The organism is Rothia mucilaginosa (genome assembly GCF_964211445.1).
In the GTDB taxonomy this organism is placed as follows: Bacteria; Actinomycetota; Actinomycetes; order Actinomycetales; family Micrococcaceae; genus Rothia; species Rothia mucilaginosa_E.
In genome coordinates this window covers 1-25256 of record NZ_CAXOQT010000016.1, presented here as the reverse complement: position 1 = coordinate 25256, position 25256 = coordinate 1, and the positions used below count along the sequence as shown (strand labels likewise).

Here is a 25256-nt window from a genome sequence, read left to right as displayed (position 1 = left end):
CACAGCCTGCACGCCCGCACCCCAAAGCGGGAAAGACTAAGACTCCACAGAACTATCCGTAGGAATCATCGTCTGATGAAAATTCAAATAACTACGCGAAGCAGTCGGGCCACGCTGACCCTGGTAACGGTTACCATACGCACCAGAACCATACGGATGCTCAGTCGGGCTACTCAAACGGAAGAAACACAACTGACCAACCTTAGAACCCGGCCACAACATAATCGGCAAAGTCGCCATATTCGACAACTCAAGCGTCACATGACCAGAAAAACCAGGATCAATAAAACCAGCCGTAGAGTGAGTCAGAAGACCCAAACGACCCAACGACGACTTACCCTCCAGGCGGGCAGCCACATCATCAGGTAGAGTCACCTTCTCATACGTAGAACCCAACACAAACTCACCCGGATGCAAAATAAACGGCTCATCAGGAGCCACCTCAACCAGGCGGGTCAAATCCTCCTGCGGCTGAGCAGGATCAATATGCGGGTACTTATGGTTATCAAACAGACGGAAGAAACGATCAATCCTCACGTCCACACTTGCAGGCTGAATCATCGACTCATCGAACGGATCAAGAACGATGCGCCCATCAGCAATCTCTTGACGAATATCGCGATCTGAAATAAGCACGCTTAAAGGATACCTGGCAAACACCACCCACGTGCAGGCATCCACCAGCCCCAGCACACAGTCCTACATCACATTTCAACCCCGGCCGCGCCGCCAACAAGCACCGCAACATATTTCACCCCAGCAAGCAGGCGCGATACACTGAAAAAGATGCGGCTGTAGCTCAATGGTAGAGCGCACGCTTCCCAAGCCTGATACGCGGGTTCGATTCCCGTCAGCCGCTCCAAAAGCCCCGGACTTTATTGGTTTGGGGCTTTTTATTTTGGGTTGGATGCGGTGGTTGGGCCAAGGGTTTAGGATGCGGCTTGGGTTGGACGGGTCGAGGCGGTATGTTCCTAGCTCCTGCAGGGAACCCGTCCTCGCTCCGCTTCGGACACCCTGATGTCGCGACGGAACATACCGGCCTCTCCCCTACTAATTCCATCCCCCTCCCTGTGGTGCGAGGTAGGGTGCGGGTTGCGCGGCGGGGAATGCGCCGCGGGTTGCTCAGCTTGGGAAGAGTGTGCGCGAAGGCGGGGAAGGGAATGCTGGGGTGAGGTACCGCAGATAGCTCACCGAGGAGATGCAGATAGGTATTTGGGTGCGGTGGTAGTTCCGTATAGGAAGTCAATGCGCCTACCAGCGGGCTCGGTGCGAAAGGGCTTGCCGCAACCATGCGAGCGCACCGCACAGCTATACCTTCCGGAAGCGACATCAGGGTGCCCGAGCTCTGCGAGGGCGGGTCCCCTGTAGGAGCGAAGGAAGTGTATAGCGCGCCAGCCTATCCCCTACACGAGCGAGGAACGCACCCCGCAAGACGCATCAAAACACTTGAAGGATGTTCAACTCACCACACAGTTGTGCTAACCTAACCACAGAAATTCAATGAGAGATTTTCTCAAAAACATCTACTCGACGACGAATCGTAGACCCGCATGACCCGCGAAACGCACCCCTACACCACCCCCGCACGCCCCCTCGACCTGAGCCTCTACCTCGTCACAGGCGACAACCCCCTCGAAACCGTCCGGGCAGCTAAACACGCCACCTGCATCCAGGTCAGGTCCAAGCCCATCAGTGCGCGCGAACTCTACCAGCTCACCGAAGCTATCGCCGGCATCATCCAGCCGCACCAGACCCTGCTCGTCGACGACCGTGTTGATGTCGCCCTCGCGTTGCGTGCCCGCGGCGTGCGCGTTGACGGCGTGCACATCGGTCAAGACGACCTGCCCGTAGCCGACGCCCGCGCCCTCCTCGGTGCCGACGCCATCATCGGCCTGACCACCGGCACCCGGCAGCTCGTCGAAGAGTCTAACAAGATTGCGCATCTGATTGACTACATTGGCACCGGCCCGTTCCGCCCCAGCCCCACCAAGCAGTCCAACCGCCCGCCCCTCGGCATTGATGGGCTCCGCGAACTTGCCGAATTGTCCGCCGTGCCGACCGTAGCTATCGGTGACATCACCCCCGAAGACTGCCCCGCCATCCGCACCACCGGAGTTGCCGGAATCGCCATGGTCCGCGCCTTCGTCGACAACCCCGCACTGAAGGCATAGCCATGACCATCACCATTATTGGCGGCGGAATCATTGGCCTCACCACCGCGTTTGAGCTCACCGAACGCGGCGAGAGTGTGCACCTCATCGACGCCGGCACCGGCGACTACGGTACCGCCGAGGATGGCACGGCGCTCTACCCCGCCGCCAGCCACTACGCCGGCGGCATGCTCGCCCCCATCGCCGAAGTGCAATTCCAACAGGACGCGCTCTTCCCGCTCATGACCGCCAGCGCCGACGCTTACCCCTCCCTCATGGAGCGGCTCAGCCGCGCCACCGACCTGCCCACCGGCTACGACACCACCGGCACGCTCATTGTCGCCGCCGACCGTGCCGACGCCGAGCATCTGCAGCGCACCCGCGCCTACTACCGGGATTTGAACCGCCCCGCAGACCCCGTCACACCCACGCAGGCGCGCGCCCTCGAACCGCTCCTGGCGCCGCGCATTGCCGGTGCCGTGAGCATTCCCAGTGACCATCAGCTGCACCCGCGGCTCATGAGGCGCGCCCTCAAAGACGCACTCACCCGCCGCGGCGTCACCTTCAGCACCGAACGGGTCACCGACCCGGACGCAGGCGACATTATCTGCACCGGACTAGGGGCAACACTGCACGGGGACTACCCGCTACGACCCGTCTACGGGGATATTCTGCGCCTGCGCACCCCGCGGCCCATCCTCAAGCACGTGGTGCGCGGCTACGTGAACTCCCGCCCCGTCTACCTCATCCCCCGCCCCGACGGGGAGCTGTGCATCGGCGCGACCAGCCGCGAAGACCACCGCACCCTCCCCGCTATTGACGGCGTACACCAGCTGCTACGTGACGCAATCCGCCTGGTGCCCGCCGTTGAAGAGTGCGAGCTTCTGGAGGCGAACGTCGGCGCCCGCCCCGGCACCCCGGACGACCTGCCCATCTTCGGGTACCGCACTCGCGCTGACGGCACCCGGCAGCTCGTGTCCACGGGCTATTTCCGCCACGGCATTCTGCTTGCCGCACTCGCCGGTAAGGTCAGCGCGGAGGTCGCCTGCGGGGCTGAGATTCCGCCCATCATGCAGGCGTGCGACCCGGCACGATTCACCCACTAAACACAGTTCCCGCCGGGTGCACCCGGCGCCCTCACGAAAGGATTCCGCATGATCATCACCTACAACGGCGAGCCGCTAACCACGAACGCCCGCACCGTATTTGACCTTGTCATGGACCAATTCGGTACCGAAAATGGTGTGGCTGTGGCGCTCAACCGCAGTATCGTGCCGCGTTCCACATGGCTGGATGTGCCGCTGAGCGAGGGTGACAGGGTGGATGCCCTGACCGCCGTTCAGGGTGGCTAATCCTCCAGCTTGTGCTGGCAAACCCCCGGCAAATACCCACCAGCAAAAAAAGAACAGCCATTCTCGGTTTTCTTTCTACACCGGGCGCGCCGCCGCGCCCACACACCTAAACCCCGTTATCTAGACGTTCCCACAGAGGAGAACTCATGAGCCTCACACCACTCACCATCGGCGACCGCACTTTCAACTCCCGCCTTATCATGGGCTCCGGAGGCGCAACCAGCATGGACCTGCTCGAACAGGCGCTCATCGCCTCCGGCACCGAAATGACGACCGTTGCCATGCGCCGTCACGCCGCAGGCACCCCCATTTTTCCGCTTCTGCAGAAGCTCAATATTGCGCCGCTGCCCAATACCGCAGGGTGCCGCACCGCAGCTGATGCGGTGATGACCGCGATGCTCGCCCGCGAGGCGCTGGGCACCTCCTGGGTGAAGGTTGAGATTATTCACGATGAAGACACCCTGCTGCCGGATACCGTGGAGCTGCTGACCGCTTGCGAGCAGCTGGTCGCTGAGGATTTCACGGTGCTCGCATATACCTCTGACGATCCAGTGGCTGCCGCCCGTCTGGAGGATGCGGGCGTTGCCGCGGTCATGCCGTTGGGCGCGCCGATTGGTACCGGTCTGGGCATTTTGAATCCGCACAATATTGAGCTGATTGCGTCCCGCGCGCAGGTTCCGGTGGTTCTGGATGCCGGCGTGGGTACCGCCTCGGATGCGGCCCTGGCGATGGAGCTGGGCTGTGATGCGGTGTTGTTGGCGTCGGCGGTGAATCGTGCCGAAGATCCGGTGGCGATGGCTCAGGCGATGAAGTTTGCGGTGCAGGCGGGCGCATTGGCGCGTGAGGCGGGCCGTATTCCGGTGCGTGAGCACGCGAAGGCGTCGTCGCCGTCGGAGGGTTTCGTCTCGTGGATGTAAACCTCTCCCCTACCCCGGTGAACCCGGAGCATGCGCGTCTGGATCGCGAGCGCACGGACCGTCAGCGTCGCCTCCCCGGTTTTGATCAGGATGCGGTCGCGGCGGCTCGCGTGTTGGTGATTGGTGCTGGCGGTTTGGGCTGTCCGGTGGTGCAGGCGTTGGCGGCGGCTGGTGTAGGGTATCTGCATATTGTGGATTCTGATTCGGTGGAGTTGTCGAATATTCAGCGTCAGCCGCTGTTTGGGGTGTCTGATGTGGGTGAGCCGAAGGCGGAGGTTGCGGCGCGCCGTGCGCTGGAGCTGTGCCCGTCGTTGACGGTTGAGACGACAATCCGGCATGTGGATGCGTCCTGGATTTTGGATCTTTTTGCCGCGTCGGCACCGGATTGTGTGGTGGATTGTACGGATACGTTTGCGTCGAAGTATCTGATTGCGGATGCTGCGCAGGTTGCGGGTCTGCCGCTGGTGTGGGGCACGGTGCTGCGTTTTGGCGGGTCGGTGAGTCTTTTTGAGCCGGATGGCGCGCATTTGCGTGATATTTTTCCGACGATTCCGCAGACTGTGGAGTCGTGCGCGCTTGCCGGTGTCTTGGGGGCAACAACAGCGGTGGTTGGTTCGCTGATGGCGACGGAGGTGCTCAAGCATGTGAGTGGCCTACCGACGGCGGCGGGCACTCTGCTGACTTATGATGCCCTGTCGGGTACGTGTACGTCGTTTGGGGCGGTGCCGGATCCGGCGCGTGTGGTGCCGGTGGATTTGTCGGCGCATGAGGTTCCACAGGTGCTGTTGGATGTGCGTGAGGTACCTGAGCGTGAGGAGTCGGTGAAGCATGAGGGCTCGCTGCATGTGCCGTTGTCGCAGCTGAGCGACGCGGAGGGGTCGCTGTTGCCGGCAACCGACGTGCCCGCGGAGCTGCTGAGCCTGTTTGAGTCGGTGCGTGATCAGCGTGTGGGTGTTTTCTGTGCCTCGGGTGCGCGTGCGCAGCGCTTTGTGCAGGCGTATGAGCAGCTGGCGGGCGAGTACGGGGTGCGCCTCACGGCACTGTAGAGACGGTTTCCCCATGTGCAGGGCGTAAAATCGTGTATAACACGGCGGCACGTCGCGCGGTTTGTTCTGCCCAAAAGCTCTGTCTGAAAACTGCCCTGCCGCCTCCTGTTTTCGCACACTCACTCTAGGAGTTTTATGCTCACCGTCCCTACTGTGCCGCTTGTTTTGTGCACGGCTCTCATCGCCCTAACTCTGCTCGTTAGCGGTATTGCTAAGGCGAAGGACCCTCAGAGTACCGTGACTGGTATTCAGAATCTTGGTTTGGAGAAGATTGCGCCGACCCGTCTGGTGTCACTTGTCCTGCCGTGGTTCGAGATCGCCCTAGCCGCCGTTCTGCTGTTGTCGCCGGTGCGTTTGCCTGCTGTGATTGCGTCGGGTTTAGCGCTGGTGCTGATGCTGTTCTATACGGTGGTGATTGCGCGCGCTCTGGCAACGGGACGCACCGCTGGTTGTAATTGTTTTGGTTCTGAGTCAACTGCGCCGGTGAGCCGTTATACGCTGGTCCGTAATGTTGCGCTGTTGTTGGCGGCTGCTGGTGCGCATATGAGTGCGTTGAAGGGTGGCACGGGTGTTGTGTCGACTCTGCTGGGTTTGGGCGTTAGCGGCTGGGCTTGGGTTGTTGGTGCGGCGCTGATTGCTTTGACTTTGGAGGCTGTTCGCCGCGGTGATGCGCTGGCGCAGCCGGAGCCGCAGGCTGAAGTGATTTTGCCGGAGCCGGTGTATGACGAGAACGGCGAGGAGCTGTATGTTCGTATGCCGATTCCTCATGCGGCGCTGTACCTGGAGAATGGCCGCCACACGAATTTGCGTGCGTTGGCTAAGAATCAGGCGCGTATGCTGGTGTTTGTGTCGGCGACGTGTGCTGGTTGTGTGAAGTTTTTGAAGACGATGTCTTCGTGGCAGGAGCGTCTGCCGCAGGTGGCGTTGCATCCGGTGTATTCGAGCTTGGAGTCGTTGCAGACCTCGCGTAATGCGGGTACGTTGCCTGAAGGGTTAACTCCGCTGATTGACCGTGATGCTGGTGCGCGCGCGAATTTCGGTAATGGTGTGCCGTTGGCTGTGGTTTTGGGTGCTGATGGTCTGATTGCTGGCGGCCCGGTGGCTGGTAAGGAGGAGGTTGAGGCGCTGCTGACCGATATTGAGGCGCAGTTCGCTGAGGCTGCTCGTCTGGCTGAGGAGGAGCGTCAGGAGCAGATGCGTAAGGCGATTGCTGAGGGTACGTCGAATACTGGTGGTGACCACCTCTAAACGCACCCCTATCATCCAGCCCCTGTAGCGCCTCTGTAGCGCTTCCGATAGCCCCGTCCGGCTCTTACTTGCCCTTACCGGCAGACGCCGGGTGGGGCTATGCTAGTACGTAGCGCACACACCGCTTATACGCCGCGGTCACCTTGCCTGGTGACTGGCGCGTCCTCAACCCTGTCTAAGGAGTTTTTATGGCAATGATGAGTTTCAACGCTCCGGGCGAGCGTGAGAAGTCCTTGTGGCTGGTCCGCAAGGAGAGCAACCCGAATCATTCACAGTGGTACATTGACCGTTTTAAGGCGATGGAGGCTGAGGGTAATGATATGGCGGGTGAGTCTCGTCTGGTGAATGCGTTGGCTTCTCGTGGCGCGAAGATTCTTGATGCGGGTTCGGGTCCTGGCCGTGTGGGTAAACAGCTGCACGCGCTGGGTCACCGTGTGACGGGTGTGGATATTGATCCTGAGCTGATTGAGGAGGCGCGCCGCGTCTGCCCGGATGCTACGTGGATTACGGCTGATTTGGTGGATTTGCCGGAGGTTCTGGGCATTGAGGGTGACGCCACTGAGGAGAATGGTTTTGAGCTGCTGGTGTGTGCGGGTAATGTGATGGGTTTCTTGGCTCGTTCGACTCGTAAGCCTGTGGTTGAGAATTTCCGTCGCGTGTTGGCTCCTGGCGGCCGTGCGGTGGTTGGTTACGGTTCGGGTCCGGGCCGTGATTATGCGTTTGAGCAGTTTTTGGTGGATGCCCGCGAGGCTGGTCTGAACGTGGATAACACGTATTCGTCGTGGCAGATGCACCCGTTTGTTGAGGGTTCTTCGGAGTTTTTGGTGGCGGTGCTGTCCCGCCCGGCGAGCTAGGCTCGCATCTAGAACTGGGCTCACATCTGAAACGAGCGCACTAAACGCATATAGTTAGGCATACAAAAGGCCCGGCGCCTCCCCTGTGTGGGGTGGGTGCCGGGCCTTTTGCGTGTCCGGAAGAAGCGCGTCCATAAGAACTTTAAAGAATGGGCGTTCTAGTGGATCATGTAGATGTTGCGGGCTACTTCTTCGGGCAGGAAGGATGCGGCGAAGAGGATTACCACGATGATGACGGCGAGCGCGGTCATGAGGCTGGAGCGCCAGCCGGGGTGCAGTTCGTTGAAGGTGATGAGTCCCTTGTGTTCTTTGTCCATGTTGACCACGTTGATTTGCTTGTAGATGGTGGTTTGGGCGGAGAGCTTGGAGGAGACTTCTCGCATAGTTTTGCCGTCCCAGACGCGGCCGTCGATGCGCATGAGCTGTTTGCCGTCTTTGTCGACTGCCCACATGGCGGGGAAGCTGCGGTAGCGTAGGCGGCCGGCGACGGTTTTGAGTTTCTGGCCGTAAGCTTTTTTGGGGTAGAGCTTTTCGACGAAGATGGTGTGGTCGATGTTTTCGAGGGGTACGGCGAACCAGCCGAAGGTGCGTGCGCGGAGCACGTGGGTTTTGGTGATGACGATGATGGTGGGTTTGAGGACTGAGTAGAGGTTTACGCCTGCGATGGTGCCGATGAGCAGTACAAAGATGGTGTACGGCAGGGCGGGTCGCTTGTAGAAGATGAAGGCGAGTGCGGCGAGGAGCACGATGGTGCCGGGGAGTGCCGCTTCGATGCGCCTGCCGTAGGAGCGCATGCGGGGGTGGAATAGTTCGTTGACTTCGCCGTATTTGGCGGGGACTTCGTGAGCGCGTTCTGCCATATACACAACTTTAGTGTGTGCGGTGCGTGAAACCTAGCGGACTACCTGCGTTACTCTGGTTCTATGCGTAATTTTTCTCCCGTGGAGCGGGTTCTGGCAATGTGGATGGTCGGTGTTGTGGTGGCGGTGTCTGTGGCTGCTGCGGCGCTGGTTATGACGAATAAGCTGGTGTATGGCCCGACGGGTCAGGTGCGGGAGTATTTTCATGCGTTGCGTACGGGTAATGGTTCGTATGCGCGTGGCTTGTTGGGTGCGCAGATTCCTGAGGGTGACGCATCTTTGCTGGATGGGGATGCTTTGAGGCGTTCGGTGTCTTCGTTGGGTGAGGTGTCGTATGAGGTGGTGGAGACCAGCGAGGATGGTGAGCATGCGACGGTGCGTGCTTCTTATACGTTGGAGGGTTCGCGGCAGCATACGGATTTTCGTTTGCATCGTTCGGGTACGCATTGGGGCTTTTTTGATAAGTGGGCTATTGATGAGGCGTCTTTGCCGTCGGTGAAGGTGAATATTCAGGGTGTGGAGGCTGCGACGATTAATAACCGTAAGGTTGCGGTGGATAAGGGTGTGGCGTCGTTCCCTGTGTTTTATCCGGGCGTGTATGCGGTGTCGTATGATTCGACGGTGTATACGGCGCAGAAGGTGAATGAGGTGGTGACGGCGCAGGATGCGAATCATGCGGTGCGTATGGAGTTGAAGCCGAGTGATAATGCGTTGTCGTCGGTGAAGGAGCAGGTGCAGGATTATTTGAAGAAGTGCACGCAGCAGAGCACTCTTTATCCTGGTGGGTGCCCTTTTGAGTATGCGTTTACGGGCCGTGTGGATTCTGAGGTGAAGTGGTCTGTTGAGAAGGTCGCGGATCCGCAGGTGAGTGTGAGTTCGGCGGGTGTGTGGTCGTTGAAGCCGATGTCGGGTACGGCAAAGGTGTCGTTTACTCAGTTGGATTTGTATACGGGTGCGCGTTCGCAGGTGCAGAAGGAGATTCCGTTTACGTTGAAGGCGTCGGTGGAGGCAGATGCGAAGGCGGTCCGAGTCTCCTTCTAGGTTTGCTGACCTGTAAGGGCCGGTGTTATCCGTAGCGACATCAGGGTGTCCGAGCGAAGCGAGGACGGGTGCCCCTGTAGGAGCGAGGATGACCCGGCCCTTTCGCCTCCGTTCATCCTAAAGGCACAAAGGAACCGGTACTATCCGTAGCGACATCAGGGTGCCCGAGCGAAGCGAGGGCGGGTTCCCTGTAGGAGCGAGGATATGTACCGGTTCCTGTTTTATGTATTTAGGTGATTAGTTGATACCGCGCAGGTCCAGGACGAGTTCGCTTTCGTCTGCCTCGTCACCGGTCACGATGACGGGAATACCCCAGTCCTGCTGGTAGAGGTGGCATGCTGCGTGCTCGGGGATGTCACCGTCGGGGGTGCCGTCGCAGGCGGCGGCGCGGGCGGTGATGTGCAGGACCGCCTCGGTGATCTCGGGGTTGAGCACGAGGGTGCGGGTCAGCCCGGTGGAGGTGCCGGCGCCTTCCAGGATGAAGTTCTCGGGGGTGGATGAGATCTTCAGCTGGGTGGGGTCGCCCCAGCGGGTGTCGAGCTTCTGGCCGGTGGGCACGGTGAATCGTGAGGTGAATTCGAGGGTGCCGCCGGTGAGCTTGGTCGAGGGGCGTGCGGTGGTGATGGCGCCTTCGTCGACGTGCTGTGCCTTCGCGGGGATGGAGGCTCGTACGAGCTGGTGGGCGTTGGTTTCGACGATGATGAGGCGCGGTTCTTCGCCGAGTGCTTCTTCGACGAGCAGGTCGGAGGGTTCGTCGAGGCCGCGTTCGAGGGTGCCGAGGGTGCCGGTAACGGGGTCCCAGCGGCGGATGGCGCCATTGTAGGTGTCTGCGACTGCGATGGATCCGTCGGGCAGTTCGGTCAGGCCGAGGGGGTGCTGCATGCGGGCGGTGTCGGAGTCACCGTCGACGAAGCCGAAGTCGAACAGGCCCTTGCCGACGGCGGAGGTGACCTGTACGCCGTCTTCGGTGAAGGTGATGTGGCGCAGGCCGCTGGTTTCGGAGCATGCGACCCAGAGGCTGCCGTCGCGTGCTTCGATGATGCCGGAGGGCTGGGCGAACCAGGCTTCAGCGGCGGGGCCGTCGGCGAGGCCTTCGACGCCGGAGCCAGCGAAGATGCTGACGGCACCGGTGACGGGTTCGTAGCCGAAGAGCTGGTGGGTACCTGCCATGGCGATGATGAACTGGCCGGCTTCGCGGGAGTAGACGGCATCCCAGGGCGAGGAGAGGGCAATTTCGGTAGCGGGCACGCCGGCGGGGATGTGGTTGGGGTCGCCGGTGACGGCGTTGTCGCCGTCGATGACGCGCTGCACGCCGTTACCCGCGAGGGTGCGTACTTCGCCGGTGCGCAGGTTGAGGGAGCGCAGGCGGTGGTTGACGGTGTCGGCGACGAGCACGTCGTAGCCAAGCTGTTCGCGCAGGTTTTCGGGTACGAGGGCGAGGCCGGCGGGCTCGTTGAAGCGTGCTTCGGTGCCGGTGCCGTCGACGTGACCCTTGACGGGGTGGTTGACGGGGTCGTCACCGCCACCGTAGGTGTTGATGACGGTGTTGAGGTCGGCTGCTACCTGCAGGATGCGGTGGCGCGCGCTGTCGGCAACGAGGTAGGTGCGCTCGCGGTTGCCGAAGAGGTTTGCGGGGCCGAATTCAGTGGGCAGTTCGATGGCTTTGCCGGGGAAGGCGTAGGTGCCGGCGGCCTTGGGGCGGGGCACGTAGGGGCCGTCGCCGCGGTGCAAGGTGCCCTTCGCCTCGTGCTCGGCGACGAGCTCGCGTACGAGGGAGGTGAGGCCCTGCACGTGGCCTTCGCCGGAGAGGTGTGCGACGATGTAGCCTTCGGGGTCGACGACGACGAGGGTGGGCCATGCGCGGGCGGTGTATGCCTGCCAGGTGGTCAGTTCGGGGTCGTCGAGTACGGGGTGGGTGATGTGGTAGCGGTCGACGGCTGCGGCGAGCGCTACGGGGTCGGCTTCGTGCTCGAATTTGGGGCTGTGTACGCCGACGGTGACGAGCACGTCGGAGAATTCTTCTTCGAGGGGGCGCAGTTCGTCGAGGACGTGCAGGCAGTTGATGCAGCAGAGGGTCCAGAAGTCGAGGATGACGATTTTGCCGCGCAGGTCCTGCAGGGTGAGGTTTTTGTCGCCGGTGTTGAGCCAGGATCGGCCTTCGAGTTCGCTGGCGCGTACGCGTACGCTGCGGGTGGTGTTCTCGCTCATGGGTTCTCTCTCCTGTTGGGTGCGCCGCGTGTGGGCGCGATGGTTTGCTGTCCCCATTATGCCAGCGTGGTGGGGGTGGTTCGCTGGGAGTTGAGCTTTGTGACTTGGGGGCTTAACGACCTGTCATATTAAGTCATATTGCGGGTGGTGTGTGGGTGCACAGAAGCGCCCCGCACGCATCACTATCGGATACGTGCGGGGCGTCAAGGTATTCAGGCAGTCTCAGCTAATTAGCTTAGTTACAATGTGCGCTGGATACGCTGGAGTTCCTAGACTCCTAATCCGCGTCAGAAGCCCTTTCGGGGTCCCAGCTATGGGCCCTCTTCGTCGGTTTCGCAGGTTCCTTCGGAGTTATGTTGAGAGCCTCAACAGGGGCGGGGGTTTGCGGGATTTCCAGGGACGCGTAGGATTCCTCGTTAACCTCATTCTTAAAGTCAATAATCTGGGCCATACCGTCTGACTCGACGTTGATAAGACGCCCGCTAGCCATGATTGCGCTCCACGACCCATCAGCGTTTACAGTAACGATTGACTTTTTAGGCGTGAGGCGGCTCCAGCTACCGTCCTTATTGATAATGATGTCATCGCCGTTGTTCGCCTCAACAATGGCGACTTCATCGCCGAGGGATGAAGTATACACGGTACCGTCAGCATTCGTAGATTTCCGTGCTGCGGGGCTCTTCTTGGCCTCTTCAATGGTCTCCTTGAAGGATTTCTCCTTGGCACCATCAGAGGTGGATTCTGCGGACTGAGATTCTTCTTCTGCTACGGCCTGTTTTTCGGCGGAAGTATCCTGCGTTGAGTCTGCTTCAGTCGGCTCTTCCTCAGCCTTAACCGGTACTTCGCTTGAGGCCATCTGCGATTCGGGGGATGCGCTCTGGTTGATGGTGATGGTGGTCTGCGTAGTCTCACCGCAGGCTACCAGGCCGAGCGTAGTCGCAAGGCCTAGGGACAAGATAGCAATAGATTTCTTCACTAATTTTCCTTTTTCTGACACGTGTTGTGTGTCTCTGCACCACATGGAGCGTGCATTGAGTGAGCGCTAGATTCTGTGCGCTTCCCTATCCTAGCAATGGTCGTCTAGTACTTCCTAGCTTCGTAAAGCTGCAGTGCCGCGATTAGTGCGCAGAAGCGCCCCGCACGCATCACGTTCGGATGCGCGCGGGGCGTTGGTTGCCCTATCTGGCGGGCTGTTCTGGCTGTTCTGCCCGGGGGCAGGAGCTAGGTTTACTTAGCGCCTGCGACCTCGGAGAGGTCACCAATCTTGGTGGGCTTGACCGGGGTCTTAGCGGTGCCGCTGAAACCGTCGATACGGCCAGGTGCCTTCGGGGTCTCGATGGTGGAGACGTCGGTCGCCTGCTCGAAGGTCTTGGTGTTCAGCACGGATGCGGTGCCGTCTGCATTGACGACGGTGTAGAGGTTGTCCTTGGGGTTGGTCTTAATCCAGGAGCCGTCCTCTTTCACGACGATGGTTGTACCGTTGGAGTCGATGCTGGTCCACACACCGTTATTCTGGATGCTGACGATAGCGCCGTCCTTGGCTTCGAATGCGGCAAGTTCATTGGTGTAGTAGACGGTGCCGTCGCTGGTCTGCACCTTCTTCACACCGGACTGCTCCTTGAGCTGGCCCAGGGCTTTCTTGCTGGCGGTGTAGCCTGCGGAGGCTCCCTGCTGGGCGGCTTCCTGACCCTTCTGGAGCGCTTCAGCGGCTTCGCTGGGCATGCCGCTGGGTGCGCTGATGGTGCCCTGGGTGGTCTTGGTTTCTGCCTTGGTGGTTTCAGCTGCTGCGGAGGTGCTGCTTTCGCTGGTTGCCGCTGCGGAGGTGCTAGCGGGTGCCGAGGCAGTTGCGGAAGCGGTTGCAGAAGCAGATGCGCTTGCCGATGCGGAGGAGTTGGAGTTGGTGCCGGAGTTGCCGCCGCAGGCTGCGAGGCCGAGGGCACCGGCAATGGTCAAGGACAGAACAGCAATAGACTTCTTCACTGTAGTTTCTCTTTTCTGTATGCGCCGCTCTGCGACGGCGCAGTGCGTAGTGTGGTTGAAGTACACCGGGTACGCCCCGGTGTACGCCATCATGCTAGCACCGCGACCTGAGAGCTTCCTGGACTACCGCGCCGCTGGCGGGCCCCTCCCCTGCTACTCTTACGGGTCTTCCTCTTAGGTCTTCTCAGCATAGTTTGAAGACGCAAAAACGCCCCGCACGCATCACGTTCGGATGCACACGGGGCGTCTTTATAAGTCAGACGGGCAGCCACGCTCGGGGAGCGTTAGCGGCCGTTGTCAGCTCGTTACAGCTTACTTGGGCTGTGCGGGCTTGACGGGGTTGACCTTAGCCTGTGCGGGCTTTGCGGGAACCTTCGGAGCCTTCAGGTCTGCCTTCTCGCCGCCAACGATGGAGGTTACCTCGCCGGATGCGTCCACGGATGCCTGCAGGCCGCTGTTAGACTGGATGGTCCAAGAGCCGTCAGCCTTGACTGCAACCTGGCCGTTTGAGTCCTGGCGGCTCCAGGAGCCGTCAGCCTGTACAGCTACCTGACCTTCGTCACCCTGAATGGTCCAGCCGCCGTCCTCAGAGACAATGACGTCGCCCTCAACAGTGGAGGAGGAGTTACCCTCAGAGTCCTTGGACTCAGCCTTGGTGCCCTTCTCGTCGGACTCTACCTTGGAGGAGTTACCCTCGGAGTCCTTAGCGTCTACGGATGCCTTGCCATCTGCGCCGACCTTGACGTCTGCGGAGTTGCCTTCGCCGTCGTTAGCCTTGACGGTGACGTTGCCGTCCTTGTCAACCTTCACGTCTGCAGTAGCGGAAGCAGATGCAGCCGAGGTGGTTGCAGCTGCAGAGGACGCCTTAGCCGATGCGCTTGCGGAAGCAGTCGCAGAAGCAGATGCGGATGCGGATGCAGTCGCGGTGGTGGTGTTAGCGGACTGGGAGCCACATGCGCTCAGGCCCAGTGCGCCTGCGAAAGCGATGGACAGGACCGCGGTGGTCTTCTTCATTGCGGGGGCGAATGCCATTGTTTCTCCTTGTGGTTGTTGAGTATGGTGCGGCTAGTTGACGACGTATTCGCGTCGTGCGCAGGATCCTTGTGGAATTCCATAACGATTATCGGTGTAACCAACCGCGTTAATTCTATCGAGTTTGGGGGCTTTTATCCGAGCCGGCGGGCGTTTATCCGCATTCTAGCGGGTGGGATATCCCACGTTTCTGCCCGGTTTGTCGGCTGGTCACATCAGTTAGTTACGGGGAGTGACGGGCTTGACGGGGTCCACGGTAGCACCGGCAGGCTTGAGGGGGACGCTGGGTACCTTAACCGCGCCTTTGCCGCCGGTCTGTTCCCAGGTGCCGTTGGCTTCTACCTCGATCACGCCGTTCTCGCCGGTCTGCTCCCAGGAGCCGTCAGCATCAACCTCAACGCCCCCTCCATCGCCAACGCGCTCCCAGGAGCCGTCAGCTCGTACCTCGATGATGTCGCCGTTGGGGGCGTGGTAGGACCAGCCGCCGTCGGTCTTGATTTCGATGAGGGTATAGCCGTTGGCTGCGCTGACGGTTCCGCTGTCGACGGTCACGGTGCCGGAGCCGTTCGAGCCGCTCTTGGCGGAGGTTTCGCCGGCCTTCTCGTCGACCTTTGAGGAGGAACCGGAGTTGTTCGATGCAGAGCCGCCGTTGACGGTTGCGTTGCCGGTAGCGTCTGCGGTCACGCCGGTTCCGTTCGCGCCGTTGACGGTCACATTACCGTTGGCGTCTGCGGTGACCCCGGTACCATCGGCACCGCTGACGGTCACGCCGTTTTCGGTGACTGTGACGGTGCCCTGGGAGCTGCTTGCGGTGGCGCTCGGGGAGGCTGCGTCGCTTGCCTTGACGGTGACCTTGCCGTTGCCCGCGTTGACTGCTGCGTCGGCGGTGGAGGATGCCTTGGCGGTCGCGGTTGCGGTGGGTGCCGGGTTGGAGGTGTTCTGTGCACCGCAGGCGCTCAGGCCGAGTGCTGCGATTGCTGCCAGGGACAGTGCTGCCGCGCCGGTGCGGAAGCGACGGTTGGTGGCCTGTTCGGAAGTATGCTGAGCGGGGCGTGCCATGAGGTGGTTCTCCTTGTGCATCCCGGAGGGTCAATCGTCCGGGGTTTGTATGGTTGATTTTCCGGTTGGGTGGGGCCGCCGTGTATGGTGTGTGGCTTTTCCTTCGCCGGTGATTCCAGCTTAGGGTGTGAGTCTAAGATTGAGCTTTAGTTTGCTGTGTTTAAGCTGTGTCCGATCGGCAATGTATAAGTATTTTTCCCAGCGGGGTTTGATAATCGCGATTTCTCGCTCAGCTCATGCATAGCTTTCTGCTCAAATGTATAAATTTTCTTTATTTTTTCTGTAGCCCATCATAGCTTCCCCTGTGAAACCGAGCTACTTTCTGTGTTTTATGGCTCGAGTATAGGGTTAGGGTCTTAAATACCCGCTCCTCACGCCCCTAATATTCCTTTCATTTCCTTCCGTTCCGCCTCTCCCCCTGTCTTTAGACACAACAAATTGGCATAACAAAAGACCCCCACCGTGAGGGTGGGGGTCTTTAGCAGATTCAAAGTCTCAAGAATTACTTCTTCTTAGCGACTGCTGCCTTCAGCTTGGAGCCTGCGGTCAGCTTCACGCCGTGACCGGCGGGAATCTGGATAGTTTCGCCGGTCTGCGGGTTACGGCCGGTACGAGCTGCACGGTCGGTGCGCTCGATTGCCATCCAACCGGGGATGGTAATCTTCTCGCCCTTGGAGACGGAAGACTCGAAAACCTGGAACACTGCGTCGAGGACTGCATTCACGGTTGCCTGGCTCTTGCCAGACTTCTCTGCAACCTCTGCAACGAGTTCGGTACGGTTCTTAGCCATTAGGGTGCCCCTTCCAGAGACTTAAGGTTTGAGTCTAAAGCGAGTGACCGTCGATGACGACGGAAAACCGTTTAGGAACTAAAATACCAGATTTACCAGCTGGACTTGGTGATACCGGGCAGCTCGCCACGGTGTGCCATCTCGCGGAAGCGCACGCGGGAGATACCGAACTTCTGGAAGGTACCGCGGGGACGGCCGTCGATCTGGTCGCGGTTACGCACGCGAACAGGGGAAGCGTTGCGGGGCAGCTTCTGCAGTGCCACGCGTGCTGCTTCGCGCTCCTCGGGGGTAGCGTTCTCGTCGATCAGGGTCTTCTTCAGCGCGATACGCTTCTCGTTGTAGCGAGCGACGATGACCTTGCGCTGCTCGTTGCGAGCGATCTTGGACTTCTTAGCCATTCTTAGCGCTCCTCTCGGAAGTCAACGTGCTTGCGGACGACGGGGTCGTACTTCTTCAGCACCATGCGGTCGGGGTTGTTGCGGCGGTTCTTACGGGTCACGTAGGTGTAACCGGTGCCAGCAGTGGACTTGAGCTTGATGATAGGACGGAGGTCCTTAGCCTTGGATGCCATTTACTAGATCTTCTCCCCGCGTGCGATGATTTCTGCAACAACGGCATCGATGCCACGAGCATCGATAACCTTGATGCCCTTAGCGGACACGTTCAGGGTTACCTTACGACGCAGCGAAGGAACCCAGTAGGTCTTCTTCTGAACGTTCGGATCGAATCGACGCTTGTTACGGCGATGCGAGTGCGAAATGCTGTGTCCAAAGCCGGGAACAGCTCCGGTCACCTGGCAGACTGCTGCCATGTTTCACTCCTTTATTGATTGACTTTTATGACGGTACGCAGTCGATGTTACTCGTGAGCGTCCCGCCACCAATGTAGAAGCACCGGGTTATTCGCCGGGCTAGAGTGTTTGAGATCGTCACGTGGGTGAGAGGCCACGCATCGATCCCCGCCGCGGGAAAAACGGTGAAGCTTATTAGTGTCGAGAGGCGTTTCCACCACTACGAACAGCGTTAAATTCTAGGTAAATACGGGGGTTCGTGCAAGCCTGCACGCCGGATTTTGCCTTAAAAATCCGCGGAATCTCGGTGTTCTGAGCCGATTGCGCCTCGTTTAAGCGAAGTGCTTGATTCGCGGATGCACGCCTGCCTTCGAACGGCAAACATACCTATCCATTCTACCAAAAATGGGTGTTTTTGCAAGTCCAGGTGTTTTTAAGGAATTCTTTAACGCCCCTAGTCAGGCGTTAATGCGCCATTTTAAGAACGGTTGTTCTCTATGTGACCGGGGATAAATTACACCGGTGAAATTCATGTTGTGAGATTAACAGCTTAAGCCGGATTTAAGCCGTAAACAGCCCCGCGCCACCGACTCTTGCGGTGTGCGCAGGGCTGTTAAACAGGTTTAAACACGCGTTTAAAGAGCATTTAACTCTCGTTTTAACGCTTCCGCCCCGGTTTTAAAGGGCAGTTTATGGGTTCGCAACGGTACGAGTAACGGCGGATTTACCGTTCCCGTTACGGCGTAGAGGCGGGCACAAATACAGTACAGATACGGCGCGGATACAGCACAAGGCACTCCCCCGGCATACAGTTCTACGCCGTACCGTGAACCTCCATGAACCTAGTTCTTAAGGCTTGCCGCGGGAACCCACTGCGGGTACTTGGGGCTCACACCGTCACCGGAGCTCGTACCCTTCAGGCGGCGACCAATCCACGGCAGGGCAAACTCACGGACCCAGCGCGCCTCCTGCTCGACCTTCTCGCGAACAGTCAGCTGCACCTCCGGGGGCAGTACAGGTTCGGTGACCACACCGGGCAGGCCGAGCTGTGCCAGCACGCGGGATGCGAAGCGTTCGTGGCCGAGGTCGTTCATGTGCAGGCGATCGTCAGCCCACAGGCGCCAGTCGAGGAAGTCATTCCAGCGCCAGTAGTCGATAATGTGCACGCCGTGGTCTTCGGCGATGCCACGCAGTAGTTCGTTGTAGGTGGCGGTGCGACCGCGGGTGCGGGCGAAGGGGCCCTGGCCCTGCACGTCCAGGCCGGTTACGGTAAGCACTTCGATTCCTTCGCCGCGCAGGGTGGCGAAGGCTTCGTCTACGTGGGTCATGAGCTGGTCGATATCCACGTTGGGTCGCATGATGTCGTTGCCGCCGCCGTAGAAGGTGACGAGGTTGGGCTTCAGATCCAAGGCTACCGGCAGCTGCTCTTCCAGGATGGGAATGAGCAGGCGGCCGCGGATGGCGAGGTTTGCGTACTGCGCCTGCGGGTCTACTGCACCGAGGCCTTCGGCAACGCGGTCTGCCCAGCCGCGCAGTCCGTTAGGGCGGCGGCGGTCAACGTCGCCCACGCCTTCGGTGAAGGAGTCACCGATTGCCACGTAGCGTACTGATTCACCGTTGAGCTTGCCGTTGGAGTCTAGGAGCGGGGTCGTCATTGTGTTCTTCTTTCCGGGCCTCTGTAGAGATTGCCCCTTCTGTGGAAGAAGCCGGCACACCCGCGCGGTGTACCGGCTTCTTCGCTTAGCTTTCGGTGCGTCCTGCTTTCCAGTATCCCACTGTTATGGGCTCTTTATCAGATATGAGCAGGGGTTTCTTAGGATGCAATAGCTGAACCGGCAGCTGCGGGCGCGCTACGCGGGTGGGGTACCACCACCACGCTGCCGTCGTTGAACGGGTCGGCGACCTCTGCTTTCAGCCCGAAGATAGTGTGCAGGTTCTCGCGAGTGAGCACTTCGTGTGCTTCGCCTTGGGCAACGATGGAGCCGTCCTTCATCGCGACGAGATAGTCGGCGACTCGGGCGGCGAGATTCAGTTCGTGTAGCACCATGATCATGGTGGTGCCGCGCTGTTCGTTGAGTTCCGAGAGCAGGTCGAGTAGCTCCACCTGGTGTGCCAGGTCGAGGTAGGTGGTCGGCTCGTCCAGCAGTAGGATATCGGTTTCCTGGGCGAGCGCCATGGCGATCCAGACGCGCTGGCGTTGGCCGCCGGAGAGCTCGGTAACCTGGCGTTCTGCAAGGGACATGGTGTCGGTGGCTTCGAGAGCCCAAGCAACCGCCTCGTCATCTTCGGCGCTATTGCGTTTGAAGAGTCCCTGGTAGGGGTAGCGGCCGCGGGAGACCAGGTCGGCTACGGTAATTCCTTCGGGGGCGATGGGGTGCTGGGGCATAAGCCCGACCATGCGGGCGAAGCCCTTCATGGAGTATTCGTGGGTTGACTTACCGTCGAGGGTGAAGTCGCCGTTGAGGGGCTTGAGCAGTCGAGAGACACCGCGTAGCAGGGTGGACTTGCCGCAGCCGTTAGGGCCGATAATGGCGGTGATTTTGCCCTTGGGGAATTCGAGGGATAGGTCTTTGACGATGGTGGTTTCGCCGTAGCCGAGGCTGACGTTCTCAACTTTGAGGGTGCGTTCGGTGATTTCTTTCATGGCGTCCTTTCTTCTCCTACGGCTTCTCCCGGAGCCTCATAACTTAGCCTATCCTAATTTTGGGTCAGAAAATAGCGGATCCCCCGTTCTGTTCACACTTCTGTAGAACAGTTCGGGGGATCCACTGTATTGGTGAACTTTAGAAGTTCACTTTTCCGTTGACGAGCCAGCCGCCTTCCGCTGCACGCTGGAAGACTTCCTGAGCCATGGTGCGGCTGTAGGTCTTGGAGACGTGGTTGTCATCGATGTAGACGTAGATGTTTCCAACCACGGGGCTGCACATGCCGTCCGGGCAGTACACGTCCTTCAGGTCCACCATGACGGCGCCCTGGTTGCGGTACTTGTCGAAGACTTCCTTTGCGGGGTTCTCGGCGGCGTACTTATCGCTTGCGGGTCGTGCGCAGGAGCTCTTGTCGGCGCCGGCCTTCTGAGCGCATTCGTAGATGTTGTACTCGAAGCGCGGGTTATCGCGCAGGCCGATAACCTGGATTCCTGCCTCGGTGAGACGGCGGACCGTCTCATCCAGGCTCGGGTCGACTCGTTCGTCGTTCGATCGTGCCTGGGCAACGGTGGCGATGAGCACCACGGTCTGCGGCTTACGCTTGAGAATTTCCTCGGTCATCTTGGTGTTGAATTCCGAGCATTCGTTGCTGGCGTTGACGGCGCGGACCGGGTACTGGCAGCCACCGAGCAGGTAGGTCTGCAGGTTGGTCTTGGTCTGTTCAGCGATGGGCTTGAAGATGCTCAGCGCCTGTTCGGCGTGGGAGTTACCGATGACCATGGTCAGCGGTGCGTCTTCGGGGCCGTACTTCTGCACGTTGCAGTACTTGGCGAGTGCCGGGTCGGAGGGCGCGAAGCCGCCGGTGCAGGGGTCGCTCAGTCCGTCGAACTGAGCTTTGACGTCGCCACCGGAGGGGATGGGGTTGTCGATGAGTCCCTGCTGGGCGCCGCCGATTGCGCGGGCGCCGGGGTAGTTTTCGCTGACGGTCTGTACCTTCAGTTCGGCGTTCTGCTCGGACTGGGCGTTGCGGTAGCCGATCCAGATCTGTGCGGCGGTCAGGGGTACGCCGGCGACCAGGAAGATTGCGAGGATGAAGGCGAGCTGGTCTGCCCAGGTCTTGACGGAGAAGACGGTCTTGAAGCGCATCTTCATCATGAGCCAGGGTACGAAGGGATCCTTGCGGTAACGCAGCGGCTTTTCCACGAAGCGGATGAGTAGCCATGCCAGGCCGATGGAGGCAAGGATGATGATGGTGCCTTCGATGACGTTCACGCGGGAGGTGCCGACGGCGCTGCTGTAGAGAATGAGGATGGGCCAGTGCACCAGGTACAGGGCGTAGGAGATGTTACCGAGGCTCTGCAGGGGTGCGGAGACCAGCAGTCGGTCGATGCCCCAGCGACTGTTGGTGCGGCCTGCCATGATGACGAGCGCGCCGGAGAGCACGGGCCAGAGCGCCAGGTAGCCGGGGAAGGCTCGTTCGACGGGCAGGATTGCACCGCAGGTGACCAGGCCGATGATGCCGACCCAGCCCATGACGACTCGCGCCTTTTCGGGCGCCTTCCATTTGAGGGTGAGCATCGCCAGCAGGGTGCCGATGGCGAACTCCCAGAGGCGGGTGCGGGTGTCGAAGTAGGCGAATCCCTGGTTGGTGTCGGTTTCGACGATGGAGAAGGTCAGGGATGCAACGAACACCGTGTTGAAGATGAATACCGCGGTGGTGAAGAGGTTCCCGCGGAATCGGTGCACGACGTAGGCTACTGCAGCAAAGAGCAGGGGCCAGATGATGAAGATCTGTCCCTGGATGGAGAGCGACCAGAAGTGCTGGAAGGGCGACTTCACGGAGGCGTTTTGGGCGTAGTAGTCCACGGAGCTGAACGCGAGGTTCCAGTTCTGGAAGTAGAACAGGGAGCTGGTCGCGTCGGTGACGGTTTGGGACCAGCGGCTGGGCGCGAGCACGAAGAAGGATGCAATCGTGGTACCCGCAATGACCACCGTGGCTACGGGTAGCAGTCGCTGGAAGACGTGCAGCCAGTAGTTGAAAAGTTTGAGGGGTTTACCTTCGTTGATCTTGCGCATGAAGGAGAGCGAGAGCAGGAAGGCGGAGATGAAGAGGAAGACGTCCACGCCGCCGGAGACCTTACCGAACCAGACGTGGTAGAGCACCACGAGGAGCACGGCGAAGGCGCGCAGGCCCTGGATTTCGGGGCGGAAGCCTCGTGATTCGATGAATTCTTCGAGGGGGTAGTCGCTGGTTTCGCGTGCTTTGACGGTGCGCAGCGCCGCGGTACGGGTGGCCTGCGGGGTTCCGGAGGTTTCAGACATACTTGGTTCCTCAGGGCGGGTAGACGATGTGTTGGTGCGGGTCCCTTAGACACTCGAGGACACTCGCTACAATAAAATCCTGATTCGCACCTCTGCTATGAGGCTGGTGCGAACCAGGATTTTTCTGAGCCCCCTACCGGATTCGAACCGGTGACCCTCTGTTTACAAGACAGATGCTCTGGCCAACTGAGCTAAGGAGGCAACTTGTCCAGTGTACCTTATTCTGGTGGTTGAATCTGCTTAGTTGTTCTTTGGCGGTTTGCTTGAGAATGCTTCTGGATTATGCCGGTTTGATGCGTTCGTTTCCTTCGCTTTCTCCCTTCCGAATACCTCGGCTACAGAGGCTCCCGGGCACCTTGTCCAGCACTTTGCCGAGTCTTCTTCCTGCCCCTCACGTTCCTTTACTCGTTCTTTAGAGCTTCGGATACATACAGAAAAACCCGGTAGCCTCGCGCGGAGGTTACCGGGTTTATCGTATCGAAGAGGTTACTTCTTCTTAGCTTCGATCTTGCTCTTCAGGAAGGCGCTGAAATCGTTGCTGGTGTACTGGTCACCATCAACGAAGACGGTGGGGGTACCCTTAATACCGTTCTTTGCGGATTCAGCGTTGACCACGTCCACGAAGGGGCGCCACTTGCCTTCGTTCATATCGGAGCCAATGGAGGCGTGGTACTTCGAGGCGATGTCAGCGATCTGCTGGTTGTTCATGTCGCCGCTACCCTGGTGAGTGAAGATCTCACGCTGGTAGTTCAGGAAGTCGCTGGTGCTGACCTGGTTTGCCACGGAGTATGCTGCTGCCGCGTTACGTGCGGAGTATGCGGTGGGCGAGGAACGGTCCAGGAAGGTCAGGTTACGGATTTCCAGGGTGATGGTGCCGTCTTCGACGAGCTTCTGGATTTCCTCACCGTACTTCTTCTCAAACTCTGCACAGTGCACGCAGTTGTAGTCCTGGAAGATGGTCACGCGAACGGGCTGGCCGTTCTTGGATGCCTCTTCAGCGGTCTGCACGCCCGGGGGCAGGGTGTTGACGGCTGCTGCGGTTCCGTTGACCATGGGGGTCACGGAGGAGGTCGAGGTTGCGAGCTGCTTGAAGTCGCGGGTCTCCTGGGTGGAGGAGTTTTTGACGATTCCGTCCTTGGTCAGCACAATGCCACCGTATTCGTTGGCGCTGGCGGGCACGGGGCCGCTTTCTGCTACCTTGGTGTTCTTGTTGCCGTTGATTACGACGAAACCGATGATACCTACGATAACGAGGACCACGGCGAGTACGCCGAGCTGGAGCCAGCGGCGGCTTGCCTGGCTGGGGCTCTTCTTGGCCTGCTGGGCCGCGATCTGGCGGGCTTTTTCGCGGGCGTCGGTCGACATGCCTGCTCCTTTGGTTGGGAATATGGGTGGCGGTTCATCCACTGTTCTAGCCTACCCCTTATAGAGTAAGCACCCGTCAGGGTATAGCTCCAGAGGTCTAGCTTCCTGCCGTTTGAAAGAGCTGAAAGTCATGTCGAGCAGGTGCCACCGTGAAGGCTGGCTCTACTCACGCTCTGTCGTGGGGTCTATCTCGTGGATGTACCGCGCTACCCGTCTAGCCTACCGAATGGGTGCCTTATCGGCTAGTTAATACCCTGGCTGAGATGCTGTGATGTCGATTCTCACGCTCTCAGCTTATTTTCCTCGTAAACTTCTGTAGCATTGGGAGGCGCTCCTCCCCCACTAGGTATGCCGCTAGGCTCCCATCCGGTTCAGCTCACCAGCTGCTAGGGAATGTTGTAGATTTCCACTCCCCCAATGAACGGGCGGGTGTCGAAGTTCCCCTTCCACTCCACGTTCAGGCCGTGCTTCTCCAGTACAGGAATAATCGTATCCTTCATGAGTTCTACGGAGAGCTTCTTGTGACGGGCACTGATTTCTTCCTTCTGTGCATCGCTCAGCGCATTCCATTCATTTTCGTCCCTGGGGTAGGCGAGGAAGGAACCGAACCCAACGTAGGTGCCGCCGCTCTCAGCGAGGCTTTCGGTGTCTTGCTGGTGGAAGTAGATGTATCCCTTCCATTCACGGCTATCGTCGATCTCATCCCAGATTTCTGCGGAGGCGCAGGTACCGCAGCAGGTGAAGTTCTGTCGTGCGATAACTCCTTCTTCTTCCAGGGCTGCGAAGGCACGGTTGAGGTTAGAGTTCTTCTGCATTTCGGGGGTAATGCCCAGCTCAGCAGCAAAGGCACGACGACGCTTGATGAGCTCTTCCACGTAGTCCTCTACGCGCTTTTCCCAGAGCTTGCTGTCTTCGTTCTCCCCATCGTATTCCAGACCGAGTACGTCCATCACATAATCGGTGATCGTTTCTACGTACTGCTCAGTATCAGATTCACCCATGAACAGCAGGGGCCAGATGGGCCAGAGCAACTCGGCTTCGTCTTCTTCATCCAGCCCCCATTCTTTGGGGAAGGGCGGGTCGAGGCGTTCTTCGCTCCAGCGTTCGTAGATGCTCTTCTCATCGGCCATGATGATGCTCCTTTGTGTGTTCTCTACTCGTTGGGGGCAGAGATGTGGATTGCTCTTGTTGTTAAGGTACCAAGAGTTCCTCTACTGCGCTCTCTAGTTCGTCATTCAGGCGGATCTGTGAACTCCCCATCTCGTGACCTCTGCAGTAGGCTGGCACGCTGTCGGACTGGCTCTGCAGCCACGTTCCCCTTGCTTCTCTGCTGCGTCTCTACACCTCTACTGAGTTAGGGGCTTTCGCTCGAGGAGTTTTTGGGTACACAAAAAGAGGGGAAGACCTATAAGGTCTTCCCCTCTTGAATAAAAAACCCGCGGTGACCTACTCTCCCACACCCACAAAAGTGCAGTACCATCGGCGCAAAGAGTCTTAGCTTCTGGGTTCGGAATGGAACCAGGCGTTTCCCTCTTGCTATAACCACGGAAAATCTTCCGAATAAAAAGCCTCAACCTCCCAAAGGAAGCCCAGGGTT

The 25256-nt window shown here is 59.4% G+C and carries 24 protein-coding genes, 2 tRNA genes and 1 rRNA gene; 9 read left to right on the top strand and 18 right to left on the bottom strand.

The window, feature by feature from the left end; translation table 11 throughout:
- Positions 1-36: 36 nt before the first annotated feature.
- Entirely contained in the window at positions 37-636 is a 600-nt protein-coding gene (gene dcd / locus AB8E48_RS05375; protein ID WP_368886004.1) for a dCTP deaminase, read from the bottom strand.
- A gap of 152 nt (positions 637-788) precedes the next feature.
- Here dcd and AB8E48_RS05370 point away from each other — a divergent pair.
- From AB8E48_RS05370 to AB8E48_RS05335, 8 genes are all read left to right on the top strand, one after another.
- Positions 789-862: transfer RNA gene (locus tag AB8E48_RS05370), tRNA-Gly, on the top strand.
- A 688-nt stretch (positions 863-1550) separates the two neighbouring features.
- Positions 1551-2171: a thiamine phosphate synthase gene (locus tag AB8E48_RS05365; RefSeq protein ID WP_368886003.1), complete on the top strand. Its 621-nt coding sequence runs from the start codon at positions 1551-1553 to the stop codon at positions 2169-2171.
- A gap of 2 nt (positions 2172-2173) precedes the next feature.
- Positions 2174-3256 (top strand): glycine oxidase ThiO, encoded by a 1083-nt coding sequence (thiO, locus tag AB8E48_RS05360; RefSeq protein WP_368886002.1) that lies wholly within the window; start codon positions 2174-2176, stop codon positions 3254-3256.
- Positions 3257-3304: 48 nt separating this feature from the next.
- Complete coding sequence (thiS, locus tag AB8E48_RS05355; protein WP_294628211.1) at positions 3305-3502, top strand: sulfur carrier protein ThiS; 198 nt, start codon at positions 3305-3307, stop codon at positions 3500-3502.
- A gap of 146 nt (positions 3503-3648) precedes the next feature.
- Positions 3649-4419: a thiazole synthase gene (locus tag AB8E48_RS05350; protein WP_311450400.1), complete on the top strand. Its 771-nt coding sequence runs from the start codon at positions 3649-3651 to the stop codon at positions 4417-4419.
- A complete protein-coding gene (locus AB8E48_RS05345; protein ID WP_368886001.1) occupies positions 4410-5465 on the top strand; it encodes a ThiF family adenylyltransferase in 1056 nt (351 codons plus the stop codon). Before AB8E48_RS05350 ends, AB8E48_RS05345 begins: the two co-directional genes overlap by 10 nt.
- A 135-nt stretch (positions 5466-5600) precedes the next feature.
- A complete protein-coding gene (locus AB8E48_RS05340; protein WP_368886000.1) occupies positions 5601-6713 on the top strand; it encodes a MauE/DoxX family redox-associated membrane protein in 1113 nt (370 codons plus the stop codon).
- Positions 6714-6901: 188 nt separating this feature from the next.
- Entirely contained in the window at positions 6902-7567 is a 666-nt protein-coding gene (locus AB8E48_RS05335) for a class I SAM-dependent methyltransferase (protein WP_368885999.1), read from the top strand.
- 158 nt (positions 7568-7725) lie between these two features.
- Here the strand turns inward: AB8E48_RS05335 and AB8E48_RS05330 are convergent, their stop codons facing one another.
- Positions 7726-8427: a hypothetical protein gene (locus AB8E48_RS05330; protein ID WP_368885998.1), complete on the bottom strand. Its 702-nt coding sequence runs from the start codon at positions 8425-8427 to the stop codon at positions 7726-7728.
- Between the two features lie 63 nt (positions 8428-8490).
- Between AB8E48_RS05330 and AB8E48_RS05325 the strand changes: the two genes are divergently transcribed.
- The gene (locus AB8E48_RS05325; RefSeq protein WP_368885997.1) at positions 8491-9468 is read left to right on the top strand and encodes a hypothetical protein; all 978 of its coding nucleotides are present in this window, start codon (positions 8491-8493) and stop codon (positions 9466-9468) included.
- A gap of 237 nt (positions 9469-9705) precedes the next feature.
- Here AB8E48_RS05325 and AB8E48_RS05320 read toward each other — a convergent pair whose 3' ends face one another.
- The 16 genes from AB8E48_RS05320 to rrf all read right to left on the bottom strand — a co-directional run bounded on the left by AB8E48_RS05320 (position 9706) and on the right by rrf (position 25209).
- Entirely contained in the window at positions 9706-11676 is a 1971-nt protein-coding gene (locus AB8E48_RS05320) for an NHL domain-containing thioredoxin family protein (protein ID WP_368885996.1), read from the bottom strand.
- A 277-nt stretch (positions 11677-11953) separates the two neighbouring features.
- Positions 11954-12652 (bottom strand): hypothetical protein, encoded by a 699-nt coding sequence (locus tag AB8E48_RS05315; RefSeq protein ID WP_368885995.1) that lies wholly within the window; start codon positions 12650-12652, stop codon positions 11954-11956.
- 251 nt (positions 12653-12903) lie between these two features.
- A complete protein-coding gene (locus tag AB8E48_RS05310; protein WP_368885994.1) occupies positions 12904-13656 on the bottom strand; it encodes a preprotein translocase subunit SecD in 753 nt (250 codons plus the stop codon).
- 312 nt (positions 13657-13968) lie between these two features.
- Positions 13969-14688, bottom strand: a complete 720-nt coding sequence (locus AB8E48_RS05305) for a hypothetical protein (protein ID WP_368885993.1) — start codon at positions 14686-14688, stop codon at positions 13969-13971.
- Between the two features lie 219 nt (positions 14689-14907).
- A complete protein-coding gene (locus AB8E48_RS05300) occupies positions 14908-15747 on the bottom strand; it encodes a hypothetical protein (protein WP_368885992.1) in 840 nt (279 codons plus the stop codon).
- Between the two features lie 502 nt (positions 15748-16249).
- Entirely contained in the window at positions 16250-16537 is a 288-nt protein-coding gene (locus AB8E48_RS05295; RefSeq protein WP_005506733.1) for an HU family DNA-binding protein, read from the bottom strand.
- Between the two features lie 92 nt (positions 16538-16629).
- Positions 16630-16935: a 30S ribosomal protein S14 gene (rpsN, locus tag AB8E48_RS05290; protein WP_005506731.1), complete on the bottom strand. Its 306-nt coding sequence runs from the start codon at positions 16933-16935 to the stop codon at positions 16630-16632.
- Between the two features lie 2 nt (positions 16936-16937).
- The gene (rpmG, locus tag AB8E48_RS05285) at positions 16938-17108 is read right to left on the bottom strand and encodes a 50S ribosomal protein L33 (protein WP_004005967.1); all 171 of its coding nucleotides are present in this window, start codon (positions 17106-17108) and stop codon (positions 16938-16940) included.
- A 3-nt stretch (positions 17109-17111) separates the two neighbouring features.
- Positions 17112-17348, bottom strand: coding sequence for a 50S ribosomal protein L28 (gene rpmB, locus AB8E48_RS05280; RefSeq protein ID WP_004005966.1), 237 nt, complete (start codon positions 17346-17348; stop codon positions 17112-17114).
- 821 nt (positions 17349-18169) lie between these two features.
- Entirely contained in the window at positions 18170-18982 is an 813-nt protein-coding gene (locus AB8E48_RS05275; protein WP_368885991.1) for an SGNH/GDSL hydrolase family protein, read from the bottom strand.
- A gap of 158 nt (positions 18983-19140) precedes the next feature.
- The gene (locus AB8E48_RS05270; RefSeq protein WP_303980540.1) at positions 19141-19971 is read right to left on the bottom strand and encodes an ABC transporter ATP-binding protein; all 831 of its coding nucleotides are present in this window, start codon (positions 19969-19971) and stop codon (positions 19141-19143) included.
- 139 nt (positions 19972-20110) lie between these two features.
- Positions 20111-22294 carry an acyltransferase family protein gene (locus AB8E48_RS05265; RefSeq protein WP_368885990.1) on the bottom strand — a complete coding sequence of 728 codons (2184 nt, stop codon included), beginning with the start codon at positions 22292-22294 and terminating at the stop codon, positions 20111-20113.
- Positions 22295-22421: 127 nt separating this feature from the next.
- Positions 22422-22495: transfer RNA gene (locus AB8E48_RS05260), tRNA-Thr, on the bottom strand.
- Between the two features lie 285 nt (positions 22496-22780).
- Positions 22781-23659 carry a DsbA family protein gene (locus AB8E48_RS05255; protein WP_368885989.1) on the bottom strand — a complete coding sequence of 293 codons (879 nt, stop codon included), beginning with the start codon at positions 23657-23659 and terminating at the stop codon, positions 22781-22783.
- Positions 23660-24045: 386 nt separating this feature from the next.
- Positions 24046-24789 carry a DUF6891 domain-containing protein gene (locus AB8E48_RS05250; protein ID WP_368885988.1) on the bottom strand — a complete coding sequence of 248 codons (744 nt, stop codon included), beginning with the start codon at positions 24787-24789 and terminating at the stop codon, positions 24046-24048.
- A 303-nt stretch (positions 24790-25092) separates the two neighbouring features.
- A 5S ribosomal RNA gene (gene rrf, locus AB8E48_RS05245) occupies positions 25093-25209 on the bottom strand.
- Positions 25210-25256: the final 47 nt, after the last annotated feature.